This window comes from Clostridium niameyense, assembly GCF_001243045.1.
GTDB lineage: Bacteria > Bacillota > Clostridia > Clostridiales > Clostridiaceae > Clostridium_F > Clostridium_F niameyense.
Genome location: NZ_LN849007.1, coordinates 2,086,348 through 2,101,147, shown reverse-complemented (window position 1 = coordinate 2,101,147; position 14,800 = coordinate 2,086,348). Strand labels below are relative to the sequence as shown.

Annotated in this window: 14 protein-coding genes; 10 read left to right on the top strand and 4 right to left on the bottom strand. The window is 29.3% G+C overall.

From position 1 onward, the window contains the following. Window positions 1–363 precede the first annotated feature (363 nt). Complete coding sequence (locus BN1711_RS10785) at window positions 364–1,626, top strand: cation:proton antiporter (protein ID WP_050608157.1); 1,263 nt, start codon at window positions 364–366, stop codon at window positions 1,624–1,626. A 93-nt stretch (window positions 1,627–1,719) separates the two neighbouring features. Here the strand turns inward: BN1711_RS10785 and BN1711_RS10780 are convergent, their stop codons facing one another. After that, on the bottom strand, window positions 1,720–3,045 hold the full coding sequence (locus BN1711_RS10780; protein WP_050608156.1) for an aminotransferase class V-fold PLP-dependent enzyme: 1,326 nt from the start codon (window positions 3,043–3,045) through the stop codon (window positions 1,720–1,722). Between the two features lie 217 nt (window positions 3,046–3,262). Between BN1711_RS10780 and BN1711_RS10775 the strand changes: the two genes are divergently transcribed. The 9 genes from BN1711_RS10775 (at window position 3,263) to BN1711_RS10735 (ending at window position 12,619) form a co-directional block, all read left to right on the top strand. Then, complete coding sequence (locus BN1711_RS10775) at window positions 3,263–4,273, top strand: YeiH family protein (protein ID WP_050608155.1); 1,011 nt, start codon at window positions 3,263–3,265, stop codon at window positions 4,271–4,273. 165 nt (window positions 4,274–4,438) lie between these two features. Further along, window positions 4,439–5,866: a sodium:solute symporter family protein gene (locus BN1711_RS10770; RefSeq protein WP_050608154.1), complete on the top strand. Its 1,428-nt coding sequence runs from the start codon at window positions 4,439–4,441 to the stop codon at window positions 5,864–5,866. A 616-nt stretch (window positions 5,867–6,482) separates the two neighbouring features. After that, window positions 6,483–7,808: an electron transport complex subunit RsxC gene (gene rsxC / locus BN1711_RS10765; protein WP_050608153.1), complete on the top strand. Its 1,326-nt coding sequence runs from the start codon at window positions 6,483–6,485 to the stop codon at window positions 7,806–7,808. A gap of 13 nt (window positions 7,809–7,821) precedes the next feature. Beyond that, window positions 7,822–8,754 carry an RnfABCDGE type electron transport complex subunit D gene (locus BN1711_RS10760; RefSeq protein WP_050608152.1) on the top strand — a complete coding sequence of 311 codons (933 nt, stop codon included), beginning with the start codon at window positions 7,822–7,824 and terminating at the stop codon, window positions 8,752–8,754. Next, window positions 8,754–9,332, top strand: coding sequence for an RnfABCDGE type electron transport complex subunit G (locus BN1711_RS10755; protein ID WP_050608151.1), 579 nt, complete (start codon window positions 8,754–8,756; stop codon window positions 9,330–9,332). The genes BN1711_RS10760 and BN1711_RS10755 overlap by 1 nt, the downstream gene beginning before the upstream one ends. Next, window positions 9,332–9,931 (top strand): electron transport complex subunit RsxE, encoded by a 600-nt coding sequence (gene rsxE / locus BN1711_RS10750; protein WP_050608150.1) that lies wholly within the window; start codon window positions 9,332–9,334, stop codon window positions 9,929–9,931. The genes BN1711_RS10755 and rsxE overlap by 1 nt, the downstream gene beginning before the upstream one ends. Before the next feature lie 45 nt (window positions 9,932–9,976). Then, on the top strand, window positions 9,977–10,555 hold the full coding sequence (gene rsxA / locus BN1711_RS10745) for an electron transport complex subunit RsxA (RefSeq protein ID WP_050608149.1): 579 nt from the start codon (window positions 9,977–9,979) through the stop codon (window positions 10,553–10,555). Between the two features lie 12 nt (window positions 10,556–10,567). Next, complete coding sequence (rnfB, locus tag BN1711_RS10740) at window positions 10,568–11,389, top strand: RnfABCDGE type electron transport complex subunit B (RefSeq protein WP_050608148.1); 822 nt, start codon at window positions 10,568–10,570, stop codon at window positions 11,387–11,389. A gap of 153 nt (window positions 11,390–11,542) precedes the next feature. Then, the gene (locus tag BN1711_RS10735; protein WP_050608147.1) at window positions 11,543–12,619 is read left to right on the top strand and encodes a cell wall-binding repeat-containing protein; all 1,077 of its coding nucleotides are present in this window, start codon (window positions 11,543–11,545) and stop codon (window positions 12,617–12,619) included. 44 nt (window positions 12,620–12,663) lie between these two features. Here the strand turns inward: BN1711_RS10735 and BN1711_RS10730 are convergent, their stop codons facing one another. The 3 genes from BN1711_RS10730 to BN1711_RS10720 are packed head-to-tail and all read right to left on the bottom strand — an operon-like array spanning window position 12,664 to window position 14,664. Then, window positions 12,664–13,197, bottom strand: coding sequence for a Gx transporter family protein (locus tag BN1711_RS10730; protein WP_050608146.1), 534 nt, complete (start codon window positions 13,195–13,197; stop codon window positions 12,664–12,666). 24 nt (window positions 13,198–13,221) lie between these two features. Next, entirely contained in the window at window positions 13,222–13,608 is a 387-nt protein-coding gene (locus BN1711_RS10725; RefSeq protein ID WP_050608145.1) for a NusG domain II-containing protein, read from the bottom strand. Between the two features lie 18 nt (window positions 13,609–13,626). After that, window positions 13,627–14,664, bottom strand: a complete 1,038-nt coding sequence (locus BN1711_RS10720; protein ID WP_050608144.1) for an FAD:protein FMN transferase — start codon at window positions 14,662–14,664, stop codon at window positions 13,627–13,629. Window positions 14,665–14,800: the final 136 nt, after the last annotated feature.

The window sequence follows — 14,800 nt, the reverse complement described above, 5'->3', positions numbered from 1 at the left end:
AAGAAAATTTAGAAATAATCTTAAAATACTAACGAAAGCCTATAATTCAATTATAAAAGTATTTATAAAAATGTTTAAAAGTGTTAATTTAGATTTTATATAGTTATTAATTTATATTTATAAAAAGATTAAGTAGAGAATATTAAGTAATAAAATATACTATATAATAGGTTGCAAAACTATTTTTTATATTTTGTATTTATATATTATAAGGTAGATTTTCTTACTATGTAAGTGTTAAAAACACCACAAATTTCTGTAAAAATAAGTAAAAAAACATAAAGAAATATATTGTGTTTTGAAATGAAGTTATGATATAACATAGATACCAATAATTTTAGTGTTTAATTGGAGATGATTATTATGCAAACAACTACAATCATAACAGCAGAGAAAATATTAGAATTAATAGCTATAGTAATTTTATCTGGGGTGGTCTTTGGAAAATTAAGTAGAAAACTTCATCTTCCAGATGTTGTTTTGTTTATATTAGCAGGAGTTTTGTTAGGACCACAGGTTTTAAATATAATAAATATGAACAGTCACCCTGTAGGAAATCAACTTATATTAACTTTCGGTGCTGCCTATATACTATACGATGGTGGTAGAGAAATAGATCTTAAGGTATTTAATAATGTAAAAGTATCAGTATTATTATTATCCACAATAGGTGTATTTATATCTACAGGTATAACAGGTTATTTTGCCTGTAGGATTTTTCATATAGATTTAATCTATGGAATTTTGTTAGGTGCAGTTGTTTCTTCAACAGACCCATCTGTATTAATACCACTATTTAAAAATATGAATGTAAGTAATAAACTAAAACAGACCATTATATCAGAATCAGCTTTTAATGATGCAGCAGCAGCTATAGTTACTTTTGCAGTATTAGGAACTTTAACAGGAGAGAAATTTTCATTAGGTACTAGCGCATTTAACCTAGTTAAATCAGCTTTTGGAGGTATTGCAGTAGGAGTTATCTTAGGATATGTTGCTACAAATCTTATATCAGATAAAAAAGTAGGGATTTTAAAGGAATATTCTTCAGAAATGGCTATAGTTGCTGTTATAGGAGCTTATTTAATTGCTGAACATTTAGGCTTTAGTGGATTTATGGCAGTATTTATGATAGGTATGGTATGTGGAAACAAGAATATTATAAAATGTAGAATTCCTGATGAATATCAAGTTACTCACCTTAGATTTAAAGAGGTTTTAACTATAATTCTTAGAATGATGATATTTGTTTTACTAGGTTCACATATAGACTTTGATATATTAACAAAATATTTCACAAAAGATATATTGTTGGTAGTTTTATTAATATTTATTGCAAGACCTATATCAGTTTTAATATCTGTTATATTAGATAGAAGAGCTAAATGGAATATAAAAGAAGTTATATACCTTATGTGGGTAAGAGAAACAGGAGTAATCCCAGCAGCATTAGTAGGAATGCTTATGGCTATGAAGGTTAAAAATGCAGATATAATAGCTTCTGTAACATTTATGACTATAATAATAACTTTAACCTTCCAAGCAAGTACAGCTCCATTCCTAGCTAAAATTTTAAAGCTAGATGAATCAAAAATAACAGAAAAAACAATACAAGCTAAAATGTAGTATAGCTTGATTTACTTTGCCATGTCCAATATAAAAAGAAGTGCCTCAAAATGATCTACATCATTTTGAGACACTTTTTTAGTTATTTCTCCATTATTGAAATCCATATCTTTTAATATAAAATTTTTTATTTGCTACAATAGTTTTTAGACTATAAATCATCCTATCTATTTCATAACAATCATTATACATTCCGAAACTTATTCTAACCATTCCAGGCCTTTCAAGACCTTCTTTAAAGGCGTATTTTTTAACATCTTCTTCAGATATATTTAAAAGTCTTTGTACATAAGGTTGTGCACAAAAACAACCGCTTCTAACAGCTATTCCGGCCTCTTTGGATAAAATTTCAGCTGTAACACTATGATGAATACCTTTTATATTAAAAGGTATAATTGAAACTTTAGGATAATTATCATCATGAGAGTAAAGCTCTATATCTGGTATTCTCTTCAATTTATTAATAGTATATTTTAAAAGGTATTGTTCATATCTTTCAATATTGTTCATACCTAATTTATTCAAAGTGTTTATAGCTGTAGTTAAAGCTACAACCCCCATAAGGTTTGGAGTACCTGCCTCCTCTTTTTCTGGAGGATCCTTCCATATAACAAAATCTTTTGTAACAGTTTTAACAGTACCACCACCACTAATTTCAGGATCACCTGCCTCAAAAGTAGATTTAGGACCTACTAATACTCCTATACCAAAAGGAGCGTACATTTTATGGGCAGAAAAAGCTAAATAGTCAATATGATTCATATCATTATGAGGTTTCATATTTATAGCACAATGAGGTACAAGTTGAGCACCGTCTACTAATAACTTAGCGTTAAATTGGTGAACTAAAGAAGCTATATAATAAATAGGATTTTTATATCCTGTAACATTTGAAGCTCCTGTTACAGTTACTAATTTAACTTTACCCTGATATTTAATGAGTTTTTGTTTTAAATCTTCTATAACAAGACGACCACAATTATCTACTTCAATATAATCTACATTGTATTTTCCTCTCCAAGGCAAGTCATTTGAATGATGTTCCATAGAAGTAGCTAATACTATAGAGTCAGGATCATCGCTACATAGCCTATAAGAGAGCTTATTAATTGCTTCTGTAGTATTTTTTACATATATTATTGTGTCGTAATTAAGATCTGCACCTATAAAATTTGCAACAGTATTTTTAGATTTTTCATATATTTCAGAGGAAAGTTGAGATTTATATCCAGTACCTCTGTGGATAGAGGAATACCACGGAGCAAAGTCAAAAATTTCTTCCATTACAGATACGAAAGCTGGAGTAGTGGCAGAGTTATCAAAGTTTATAGCTGTAACTAATTTATTATTATTAATAGGAATTTTAGTGTCCACTCCTACTACCAAATATTTATATGGAGAATTTTTAATAAAATTCATAAGCATCACTCCAATATATAATAAGAAGCAAATAAGGAAAATGACACTAATTTAATGTAAAAAAATAATTAATTTTAATATAGGCATACAGCATAAGTAAAAACTTATTATAACTATAAAATAATAATATTTAACTTTTTGTTAATAAAAATATAAAATAATAAATGTTAAAAAATCATTAAAGACATTTAATAAAGGTTATACAGGAGTTGATGAAATGAAAAATAAAAAAAGAATTATACCGGGAGTACTACTTTCTTTTGCTATAGCATTGGTAGCTAGTTATTTTGGTAAGTTAGCACCAATAATAGGAGCGCCGGTATTTGGCATAGTTATAGGTATAATAATTAATAATTTTATAGGAAAAGCAGATTGTACTGTAGAAGGAGTTAACTTTACATCTAAAAAAATATTACAGTGGTCAATTATAGTGTTAGGAGGGGGACTTAGTTTAACCCAAGTAAGAAAAACAGGATTAGAATCATTATCTGTAACATTTTTTACTATAACAACAGCATTTATAACAGCTTATGTAGTGGGAAAATTTCTTAAAATTCCAGATAAACTAAGAACATTAATAGGTGTTGGTACAGCAATTTGTGGAGGATCTGCTATAGCTGCTATATCACCTATTATAGAAGCTGATGATATGGAAATTGCCTATTCCATATCTACCATATTTTTATTCAATATAATAGCAGTTTTAATATTTCCACCTCTTGGACATATGTTAGGTTTTTCAGATAAAGCTTTTGGACTTTGGGCAGGTACAGCTATAAATGATACATCTTCAGTAGTAGCAGCGGGATATGCTTTTAGTAATGTAGCAGGAAAATATGCTACTATAGTAAAATTAACAAGAGCTACAATGATCATACCTATATCAATAATATTTGCTTTTATAACAGCCTATAAAAAGAAAAAACAAGCTCAAAAACAACAAGGAAAAGTAAATTATTCTTTTAAAAAGATATTTCCATGGTTTATACTATGGTTTTTAGTAGCATCACTATTGAATACTATGGGATTATTTAAGGGTAATACAGTACATTATATAAATGAGATTGGAAAGTTTTTAATAGTTATGGCTTTATCTGCAGTAGGATTAAGTTCTAACTTCAAAAAGATGATAAAGTCGGGATTAAAACCCATACTTTTGGGAGTTATAGTATGGTTTAATGTAGCTATAGTTAGCATAATAGTCCAATTTATAACAGGACAAATTTAATAGAATAACTTTTTAATATATCTAGATTTATTTAATATTAAATCTAGATATATTTGTATATATAAATTTAATATTAAAATTAACTGATAAGGAGTTCACAAAAGTTTTAAGGTATACTATAATGAATTAGCATTTACCTTGATAAAAAACAAAGGAGGAAAAAACATGAACTCTTATTTGATATTTATAATAATATATTCCCTTATACTAATAACTGCAGGATTTTTTACTACTAAATATGTTAAAAGTTCTTCAGATTTTTTTGTAGCAGGGAGAAAACTAAATTCAAGACTACTATTCTCAACTTTAATAGCTGCAAATATAGGAGCGGGTTCTACAGTTGGTATAACAGGTATAGCTTATAAGTATGGTGTATCATCTTATTGGTGGATATTTATGTCTGCTATAGGTACTTTGGTATTAGCTTTTGTAGTTGGGCCTAGAATTTGGAGAATATCTAAAAAATATAATTTATATACTTTAGGAGACTATTTAGATTTAAGATATTCAAAATATTTTAAAGGATGTATATCTATAATGATGACTATAGGAACAGTAGCTTTATTTGCAGGTCAGCTTATGGGCATCTCTTGGATTTTAAATATAACTTCAGGTATAAGCAAAAATGTAGGAATATTAATAGGGGCTATAGTAGTAGTAGTTTATTTTTCAGCAGGGGGACTTTTATCATCATCTATAGTAAATATGTTAGAACTTATAGTAATTATATTAGGTTTTATAATAGCTGTACCTTATGCTGTTTATCATATAGGAGGATTTGGTGAATTACATGCAAAGATCATGGCAAATTTAACTACAGTAGAAAGCAGTAAATATTTTAGTTTAACTGGTATTGGAATAACTCAAATAATAGGATGGTTTTTAATGCTTACACCTTCATTTTTTATATCACCAGGATTAATAGGAAAAGTATATGGAGCTAAAGATGAAAAAACTATAAAAAAATCAGCTCTTTGGTGTTCTATAGTACAAATATTATTTGCTTTTTTACCAACTATACTTGGTATGTGTGCTTTTGCTAAATTTCCAAATATTAAACAACAAGAATTAGCATTACCTATGGTCATGAAAAACATGCTTCCATTTTCAGTATCTGCTTTAGCACTAGCAGCTATTTTCGCAGCAGAAGTAAGTACAGCAGATGCAGTGCTTTATATGCTTACCACAACTTTTACAGAAGATATATACAAAACATTTATAAGTCCTAACATAGAAGATAAAAAACTATTAAAAGTAAGTAGAATAGTTACGATACTAGGAGGAGTATTAGGAATAGCTATGGCATTTTTACTTCCTAATATAATAACAGCATTATCAATCTTTTACACATTAATGTCAGTTTCTTTAACAGCACCATTAATGTTTGGATTGTTTTCAAAAAAAGCTACTACAAAATCAGCATTTATATCAGCTTTAATAGGAATAGGAGTTACTTTAGTTTGTGAGATTTATAATAAAGGAAAGGGTTTATGGATATTAAATGCACAATCTACAGGTATAATATTTTCATTAATTATAATGATTTTATATATTTTATTTAAAGGCAATAATACTCAGAGTAAAAAAATATAAAATTATTAAAATCTTACGATTATAAATATATAATATTAAATAATTTAAATTTTTTTCTACAATATAATATTTTTCATTTTAAAAACATATACTTAAATAGTTAAACACAATATTTATAAATAATTAAAAAAATAATTAACAAAAAAATTACAAAATGAAACAAAAATATTACTAATTTTTATCTGTATAGATGGCTTATTTAGAGGGGTTATACATTATAAACTATATTTTAATATTAATTAAAAATATTAAAAAAATCACCCTGTAAACTAAACTTATTATAAATACTTGTAAATCGATTACAAAAAACATATAATAAGAATGGGAGTTAATAAAGGTAGAAAAAAATATAAATTTGTTATATTATGGAAGGTCAGTTAGTAAAAATATACTTGCAGATACGCATAAATTCTTATAAAATAAGTATATTGCATATTAAATAAAATTCATATATAAATTACAGCTTTTTTGCGTATTTTGTACTTTAAAATAAAAGATAATACAATATAGGCAATTTTTGCATTTTTATTTATTGGCATAATAGTTGCTAGTATTTATTATATTTTGTGTAGATAATATATAAAAAGCATGTATTCATAAGGATGGGAGGATTAATATGGAATTATTAACTTTTAAAAAAGGTATATTTCCACCTCATGGAAAATATCTTACAGAAAAAAAGCCTATAGAAGAATATCTACCAAAAGGCGACTTAGTTTTCCCTATGTCACAACATATAGGTGCACCTTGTAATCCAATAGTAAAAAAAGGGGACAGGGTATTAGTTGGACAAAAAATAGGTGAAGCTACAGGGTTTGTTTCAGCGCCAATATATAGTAGCGTTTCAGGAACAGTAAAAAATATAGCACCAGTTTTACTTGCGGCAGGCAATAAGGCAATGGCTGTTATTGTAGAAAATGATGGACAATATGAGGAAGCAGAGATGCCAAAGCCAAAAGACTACAAGGAAATGACAAAAGAAGAGATAATCAAAATAATCCAAGAGGCGGGAATAGTTGGTATGGGTGGAGCCTGTTTCCCAACTCATGTAAAATTATCACCACCACCAGATAAAAAAATCGATTCAATTATAGTAAATGCGGCAGAATGTGAGCCATATTTAACTTGTGACCATAGACTATTACTTGAAGAACCAGAAAAAATTGTAGAAGGTTTAAAAATAGTATTAAAAGTATTCCCAGAAGCAAAGGGATATATAGGAATAGAAAATAATAAACCAGATGCAATTGAAACAATGAAAAAAGCAGTTCTAGGGATAAATAATATAGAAGTTAAAGTATTAAAAACTAAATATCCTCAAGGAGCTGAAAAACAATTAATTTATGCTATAAAAGGTAGAGAAGTACCATCTGGTAAATTACCAGCAGATGCAGGTTGTGTGGTTCAAAATACTGCAACAATATATCAAATATATCAATCAGTAGTACTTGGAAGACCTTTAATGGAAAGAGTTATAACAGTTACAGGAGAAGCTGTTAAAGAACCTAAAAACATTAGAATGAAACTTGGAACAAATTTAAAAGAATTAATAGATTTCTGCGGAGGATTTAAAGAAGATCCAGTTAAGGTTATAGCAGGTGGACCTATGATGGGTATGACTATGAGTACATTAGATGTACCAGCAATAAAAGGTTCATCAGGTTTATTATGCTTAACTAAAGCACAAGCAGTATTACCAAAATCATCAAGCTGTATAAGATGTGGTAGATGTGTAGAAGCATGTCCTATGAACTTAATACCATCTACATTAGATTCTTTATCAAAGAGACATGAATATGCATCTTTTGAAGAATTACACGGATTAGATTGTATAGAGTGTGGTTGCTGTACATTCGTATGTCCTGCAAAACGTCAATTAATACAATCTATAAGAACAGCTAAGCGTACAGTTATAGCTGAGAAAAAGAAAAATAAGAAGTAAGGAGTGACTTTGGATGTCTGAAACAATGTTTACATTATCTTCATCTCCACATATTCGTTCAAAAGATTCTGTGCAATCTATAATGAGAGATGTAGTAATTGCATTAATTCCAGCGATAGTTGCAGCAGTATATTTCTTTAAGCTAAGAGCACTTTTAGTTATATTAACAGGAGTTATATCTTGTGTTGCAGCAGAATATATATGGGAAAAATCAACAGGAAGAGAAATAACTATAGGAGATTATAGTGCAGTTGTAACAGGAATATTACTTTCTTTTAATGTACCGCCAACACTTCCACTTTGGATGCTAGTAATAGGAAGTTTCTTTTCTATTATAGTCGTTAAAGAATTCTTTGGTGGAATTGGACAAAATGTAGTTAACCCAGCATTGGCAGGAAGAGCGTTTTTATTAGCATCTTGGCCAGTGGCTATGACAACATGGACAATTGATGGAATTGCTACAGCTACACCACTTAATATCTTAAAGAGTGGACAAGGAAACTTACCAAGCATAAGTGCAGCTTTCTTAGGACATATAGGTGGATGTATAGGTGAAACTTCAGCTCTTGCATTACTTATAGGTTTTGCTTATCTTTTATATAAAAGAATTATAACTTGGCATATACCAGTATCTTATGTAGGAACAGTATTAGTACTTACAACAATTATAGGAAGAAATGGCTTTATGTCAGGAAATGCTATATATGAAATATTTGTTGGAGGATTAATGCTTGGTGCTATATTTATGGCAACAGATTATACAACTTCTCCAATGACTAAAAAAGGACAGGTGATTTTTGGTATAGGATGTGGTCTTATCACAACAATCATCCGTATATTTGGAGGATATCCAGAAGGAGTTTCATACTCAATATTATTAATGAACTTATTTGTACCTTTAATAGATAAGTTTGTTACTCCAAAAGTGTTTGGGGGTGCTAAATAATGGGAAAAAATAAAAATGAAACTTTACAATTAGGCTTAAAATTATTATTAATAACAGCAGTAGCAGGTCTAATTTTAGGAGGAGCTTACAGAATAACAAAAGAACCAATAGCAAAGCAAGTAGCTAAAACAAACAGTGAAGCTATGAGAGAAACACTTCCAAAAGCAGATAAATTTGAAGTAATGGAAGGAAAAGCTAAAGGACAAGTATTAGAAGTAAATGAAGGAAAATCAGGCAGTGAAACTGCAGGATATGCTATAAAAGTTTTAACTAAAGGTTATGGTGGACAAATAGAAATGATGGTAGGTATTTCAAGTGAAGGAAAAGTTCAAGGAATAAAAATACTTTCTCACTCAGAAACACCAGGACTTGGAGCAAATGCACCACAACCAAAATTCTCAGGACAATTTAAAGGAAAAGAAACTGATAAAGATTTAGAAGTTGTTAAGAAGGCACCATCAAATCCAAATGAAATCCAAGCTATAACAGGTGCTACTATAACATCAAGAGCTGTAACTAAAGGCGTTAATGATGCAGTTTCTTATTATAAAGATGAGTTGAAAGGAGGACAAAAATAATGAGTAGTTTTACAGAGAGATTAAAGAACGGAATAATTGATGAGAACGTTACTTTTGTTCAAGTTTTAGCAATGTGTCCTACTTTGGCTGTAACAAGTAGTGCAATCAATGGTATAGGAATGGGACTTGCATCTACAGTAGTTTTAATGGGATCAAACCTTGTTATATCATTACTTAGAAAGGTAATTCCAGATAAAATACGTATACCAGCATTTATAGTTGTAATAGCGGCTTTTGTTACATTACTTCAATTTTTAATGCAAGGTTTCGTACCAGGATTATATAAATCACTAGGTATATTTATACCGCTTATAGTTGTTAACTGTGTTATCTTAGGAAGAGCAGAAGCTTATGCTTCAAAAAATCCTCCAACACCTTCAATATTTGATGGTTTAGGTCAAGGATTAGGGTTTACTCTATCATTAACAGTAATAGGTATGATAAGAGAATTATTAGGAGCAGGTCAATTATTTAAACATCAAATAATGCCAGCTTCATTCCAACCAGCTTTAATTATGATACTTGCACCAGGAGCATTCTTTACATTAGGAATACTTATGGCAATTATAAACAATCATAAATTAAAAAAATCTAAATAAACCAAGTGAAGGAATACCTAATAAGAAAGAAGGGTGAATTAAACAATGAAAATATTTACTTTAGTTATATCTGCGTTATTCGTAAATAACTTTGTATTGTCAAGATTCTTAGGAATATGTTCTTTCCTTGGTGTTTCAAAAAAAGTTGAAACTGCTACAGGAATGGGACTTGCGGTTACATTCGTTATGGGTCTTGCATCACTTATATCATATATAGTTTATCATGCGATACTTGTACCACTTAATATTACTTATTTATATACTATAGCATTTATATTAGTTATAGCAGCATTAGTTCAATTCGTTGAGATGGTTATTAAAAAGAAGAGTCCAAGTCTTTATAAGGCATTAGGAATATTCTTACCACTTATAACTACAAACTGTGCAATACTAGGTGCAGTTATAATCAACATGAACGATAAACTTAACTTAATAGAATCTTTAGTATTTGGAATTTGTTCAGGATTAGGATATATGCTTGCAATAGTTTTATTAGCAGGTTTAAGAGAAAGAATGGAAGCATGTGATAAGATGCCTAAAGCAATGCAAGGGTTACCAATATCCTTAATTACAGCAGGACTTATGGCAATTGCATTCTTAGGTTTCCAAGGATTATTACATTAGGAGGTGTAGAGAATGAACGAAATACTATTTCCTATATTAAGCTTAGGCGGACTAGGACTTGTGTTTGGTGTACTTTTAGGATATGCATCTAAAAAGTTCGCAGTAAAAGTAGACCCTAAAGTACCACTTATAAGAGACTGTCTACCAGGAGCTAACTGTGGTGGATGCGGATTTGCAGGTTGTGATGCTTATGCACAAGCTGTAGCAGAAGGAACTGCAAAGCCTAATTGTTGTTCAGTAGGTGGATCAGAAGTAGCAGGTAAAGTTGCAGAAATAATGGGAGCTTCAGTAGAAGATTCAGAACCATTAAAAGCATTTGTAAAATGTAACGGAGATTGTGAAAAAGCTAAAAAAAGAGGAAATTACTATGGAGATATAGATTGCCAAGAGGCATCTGTATTACCAGGAGCAGGAGATAAAGCTTGTTCTTATGGCTGCTTAGGATATGGAAGTTGTGTTAAGGCATGTCAATTTGATGCTATACATGTAAAAGATGGTATAGCACAAGTAGATCCAGAAAAGTGCGTAGGATGTGGAGCCTGTGTAAAGGCATGTCCAAGAAGCATTATAGAATTAAAACCATTATCTTCAGTAGTAAGAGTTGCTTGTAACTCAAAGGATACATTAAAAGCAGTTAAAGATGTATGTTCAGTAGGATGTATTTCATGTAAATTATGTGAAAGAAACTGTCCAAAAGAAGCAATTTCTTTTGAAAACAATCTACCAGTTGTAGACAAAGAAAAATGCGTAAAATGTTTAATCTGTGTTAAAAAGTGTCCAACAGGTGCTTTAATAGCTTACGGAAAAGATATAAAAGTTAAAAAAGCAGAATAAAATAGTGTGTTAAAAAGCTTTCAGCCCAGTTTATAAGCTGAAAGCTTTTTAATATGAAAAAATTTTAAAAACATTACTATATTTTAGCTATAAATTAGTGTATAATATACTAAAGGAATAATTTTCATAATGCTATAAGTTGGAGGGAGTCAAGTGTACAAAAGATTAGGAAAGTTTTTTACAGTAGCATTATCAGCAATGCTTATTTTATTATCAGCAAGTTTTAGTAAGGTACAAGCTGCTGAAGTATATAGATTAAGTGGTAAAGACAGAATGAGTACAGCAAATGATGTAGCTTTAAAGATATTTAAGGATTCAAAACCAGATTCTATTGTATTAGTAAATGGTTATAGATATCCAGATGCAGCTACAGGAGCACCACTTTCAAAATTAGTGAAGGGTCCAGTATTACTTACTAATGGATTAAAATTAGAACCTGAAATATTAAAAACTATAAAAGAGTTAGGTGCTAAGAAAGTATACATATTAGGTAGTGCAGGAGTAGTATCTAATTCTATAGAAAATGAGCTTAAAAATAGAGGATTTAGTGTTACTCGATATGCAGGAAAAGACAGATATGAAACTAATATTAAAGTAGCAGAGCAAATATTAAAATTAAATCCTAAGTGTAAAAATTGTCTTATGGTAAGTGCCGGGGACGACAATAGATATCCAGATTCTTTAACAGTAGCCCCAATAGCAGCTATGAAAGGATGGCCAGTAATATTTGTAAATAAATACGAAGTGCCTAAAATAGCTAAAAATTTAATAAATAAAAATAAATTGAAGCCACTTGCTGTAGGTAGTAGTGGAATACTACCAGACTCTGTTATAAAATCAGTAAATGGGGAAAGAATAACTAAAGACAAAGATGCTAAAAATAGATTTGATACTAACTTAACAGTTTTAAAATATTTCCAAGAAAAAGGGGATAATTTAGATTTTAGCAAAGTATATATAGCTCAAGGAGGAAGAACAAAAGATCAATTTGCAGATGGATTGGTAGCCGCAGCAGCTGCAGCTAAAACAGGTTCACCTTTAGTGCTTTCAGGAAATGGAGCAGGAGCTATAGAAGTAGAAAATGCTAAGAAATTTATAGTAAATAGTGTAGACCCACATAGTAAGATTTACTTAATCGGAGGTCCTACTTGTGTATCAGAAATAATAAAAAATGATATACAAAATGAAATAGCGGATAATAATAAATTTGAAGTAATATCAATAAACTAGCTATACCTTCTAAAACTGCTAGCAAAATATTTTGCTAGCAGTTTTTATTTATTAAGTTTTTCAAAGATTTTTACATTATTTAAGTTTTTCTTTAAGTATTTAGTAGATAATCCTATAAAATAACCTGTTATTATAGCTGATATCATAAGTACAGGTAAATAAACATATATCCTTAAATCCTTTACTATAAAAGAGGCTACTAAAAGTTGACCTATATTGTGAAAAATAGCACCAATTATACTTATAATAGTTAAACTTAAATCCTCTTTGAACTTATAATAAAGTATAATCATTACAATATTGCTTAACACACCACCAGCTATACTAAACATAAAAGAAGACATATTTCCAGAAAACATAGTACCAAGTAAGGTACGTAAAAACATAACTAAAAATGCTTCTCTCCAACCTACCATTATTAAAGTAACCAAAGAGATAATATTGGCAAGGCCTAATTTTATACCGGGGAAAAGTACAGGAATCTGAGCTTCAATTATGTATATAATTAAAGCTATTCCTACCATTAAACTTAGAAATACCATTTTTGTAGTATTTAACTTAGTAGTTCTATTAATCATAACAATATGCTCCCTACTTATATTTTAATAAGAAACTGCATCTATTTTAGAGTCTTTACCTTCTATAACAATCATTAACTTATGAGGCAAGCAAGCGGCAGTTTCTCCAGGTTTAGAGAGCCAACCACTTTTTACACATACTTTATCATGACAATCTGCGTCTATGAATCTAATTCTATGAGGCTCTAAAATGATGGTATTATAATCTTTATCTTTATAATATATATTCCATTTTTTCTTTTCTTTTACCTTGTTTAAATCTATTCTTTCAATAACTTTTCCATCTTGTTTTATAACTGCTATAGCTTCCTTTTTAGAATTTTTTCCGTATTTAAAAAATACTATAGAACCTAAACTTGCAATAAGAATAACAGCTATAATGATAGAGGCAATTTTATCTCCCTTTTTCATTTAAACACCACCTAGAGTTTATTCTTTTATTAAAGTAAAATCAGTATTATTTAATTTAAATTTATTTGTAAGACCAGAAGTTATATAAACTTTTTTGTCCTTTGTTACAAAAACAGCTTCCACACCTTTTAGACTTTCTATAAGCCTCATTCCATCTTTAAGACCTAATGTATAAACACTAGTAGATAGAGCATCCCCATCTATAGATTTATCTGATATTATACTTACGCTAATAAGACCTTTTTCTGCAGGATATCCAGTTGAAGTATCAAATATATGGTGATACCTTTTTCCGTCTTTTTCAAAGTATCTTTCGTAGTTACCAGAGGTTACAATAGATTTATTAGATAAAGGAATCATACCTAAATAATCTCCAGAAGGATTTATAGGATTTCTTATGGCTATATTCCAAGGGGAATTATCTGTTTTATTTCCAAGGACATATATATTTCCACCTAAACTTACAAAAGCAGACTTTATGTTATTTTCAATTAAGACTTTTTTTACTTCATCTGCAGTATAACCCTTTGCTATAGCTCCTAAATCTATAGCTTGGTCTTTATTTTTTAACATTATTGTAGAATTTTTCTCGTCAATAATAATATCCTTATAATTTATAAGTTTTAATTTTTCCTTTATTTCATGGAGAGAAGGAACTCTAGCTTTATCTGTACCTATGCCCCAAAGGCGAACTAAGGGTTCTACAGTTATATCAAAAGTACCCTTTGTTTTATTGCTGTAATATAGAGAAGATTTTATAACATCTAAAGTATTTTTGCTTACCTTTACTGGTGCTATACCAGCATTTTTATTAATTTTAGATATCTCACTAGTATCAATATTAGTAGACATTTTATTTTCAATTTCAGAAACTTTATCTACACATTTTTCAGAAGCTTCTTTAGCATTTTTTCCATAAACTTTAAGATCTATAATGGTACCCATTAAATAAGTTTGACGATTTACAACAGGTTCTTCTTTTTTAAAACTACAACTAGTAGCTATCATTGCAAAAATGAATAATGTAGAAAATAAAATAATACGTTTAATTTTCATAACAAAGCCAACCTTTCTTGTTTAGTTTCTGTTTCATATTAATAATTATATCTTTAATGAAGTTATTATAAAAGTATTTAAAAGAAATTTAATAGGTAATATACATGGGAATAGATACATAGAATTATAACACGTG

Bases quoted from the DNA above. Each gene is read 5' to 3' on its own strand.
- BN1711_RS10785 (WP_050608157.1), top strand. From the start codon at position 364: ATGCAAACAACTACAATCATAACAGCAGAGAAAATATTAGAATTAATA.
- BN1711_RS10780 (WP_050608156.1), bottom strand. From the start codon at position 3,045: ATGAATTTTATTAAAAATTCTCCATATAAATATTTGGTAGTAGGAGTG.
- rsxE (WP_050608150.1), top strand. From the start codon at position 9,332: ATGAGTAGTTTTACAGAGAGATTAAAGAACGGAATAATTGATGAGAAC.
- BN1711_RS10730 (WP_050608146.1), bottom strand. From the start codon at position 13,197: ATGATTAATAGAACTACTAAGTTAAATACTACAAAAATGGTATTTCTA.
- rsxC (WP_050608153.1), top strand. From the start codon at position 6,483: ATGGAATTATTAACTTTTAAAAAAGGTATATTTCCACCTCATGGAAAA.
- BN1711_RS10760 (WP_050608152.1), top strand. From the start codon at position 7,822: ATGTCTGAAACAATGTTTACATTATCTTCATCTCCACATATTCGTTCA.
- rsxA (WP_050608149.1), top strand. From the start codon at position 9,977: ATGAAAATATTTACTTTAGTTATATCTGCGTTATTCGTAAATAACTTT.
- rnfB (WP_050608148.1), top strand. From the start codon at position 10,568: ATGAACGAAATACTATTTCCTATATTAAGCTTAGGCGGACTAGGACTT.
- BN1711_RS10720 (WP_050608144.1), bottom strand. From the start codon at position 14,664: ATGAAAATTAAACGTATTATTTTATTTTCTACATTATTCATTTTTGCA.
- BN1711_RS10725 (WP_050608145.1), bottom strand. From the start codon at position 13,608: ATGAAAAAGGGAGATAAAATTGCCTCTATCATTATAGCTGTTATTCTT.
- BN1711_RS10755 (WP_050608151.1), top strand. From the start codon at position 8,754: ATGGGAAAAAATAAAAATGAAACTTTACAATTAGGCTTAAAATTATTA.
- BN1711_RS10770 (WP_050608154.1), top strand. From the start codon at position 4,439: ATGAACTCTTATTTGATATTTATAATAATATATTCCCTTATACTAATA.
- BN1711_RS10775 (WP_050608155.1), top strand. From the start codon at position 3,263: ATGAAAAATAAAAAAAGAATTATACCGGGAGTACTACTTTCTTTTGCT.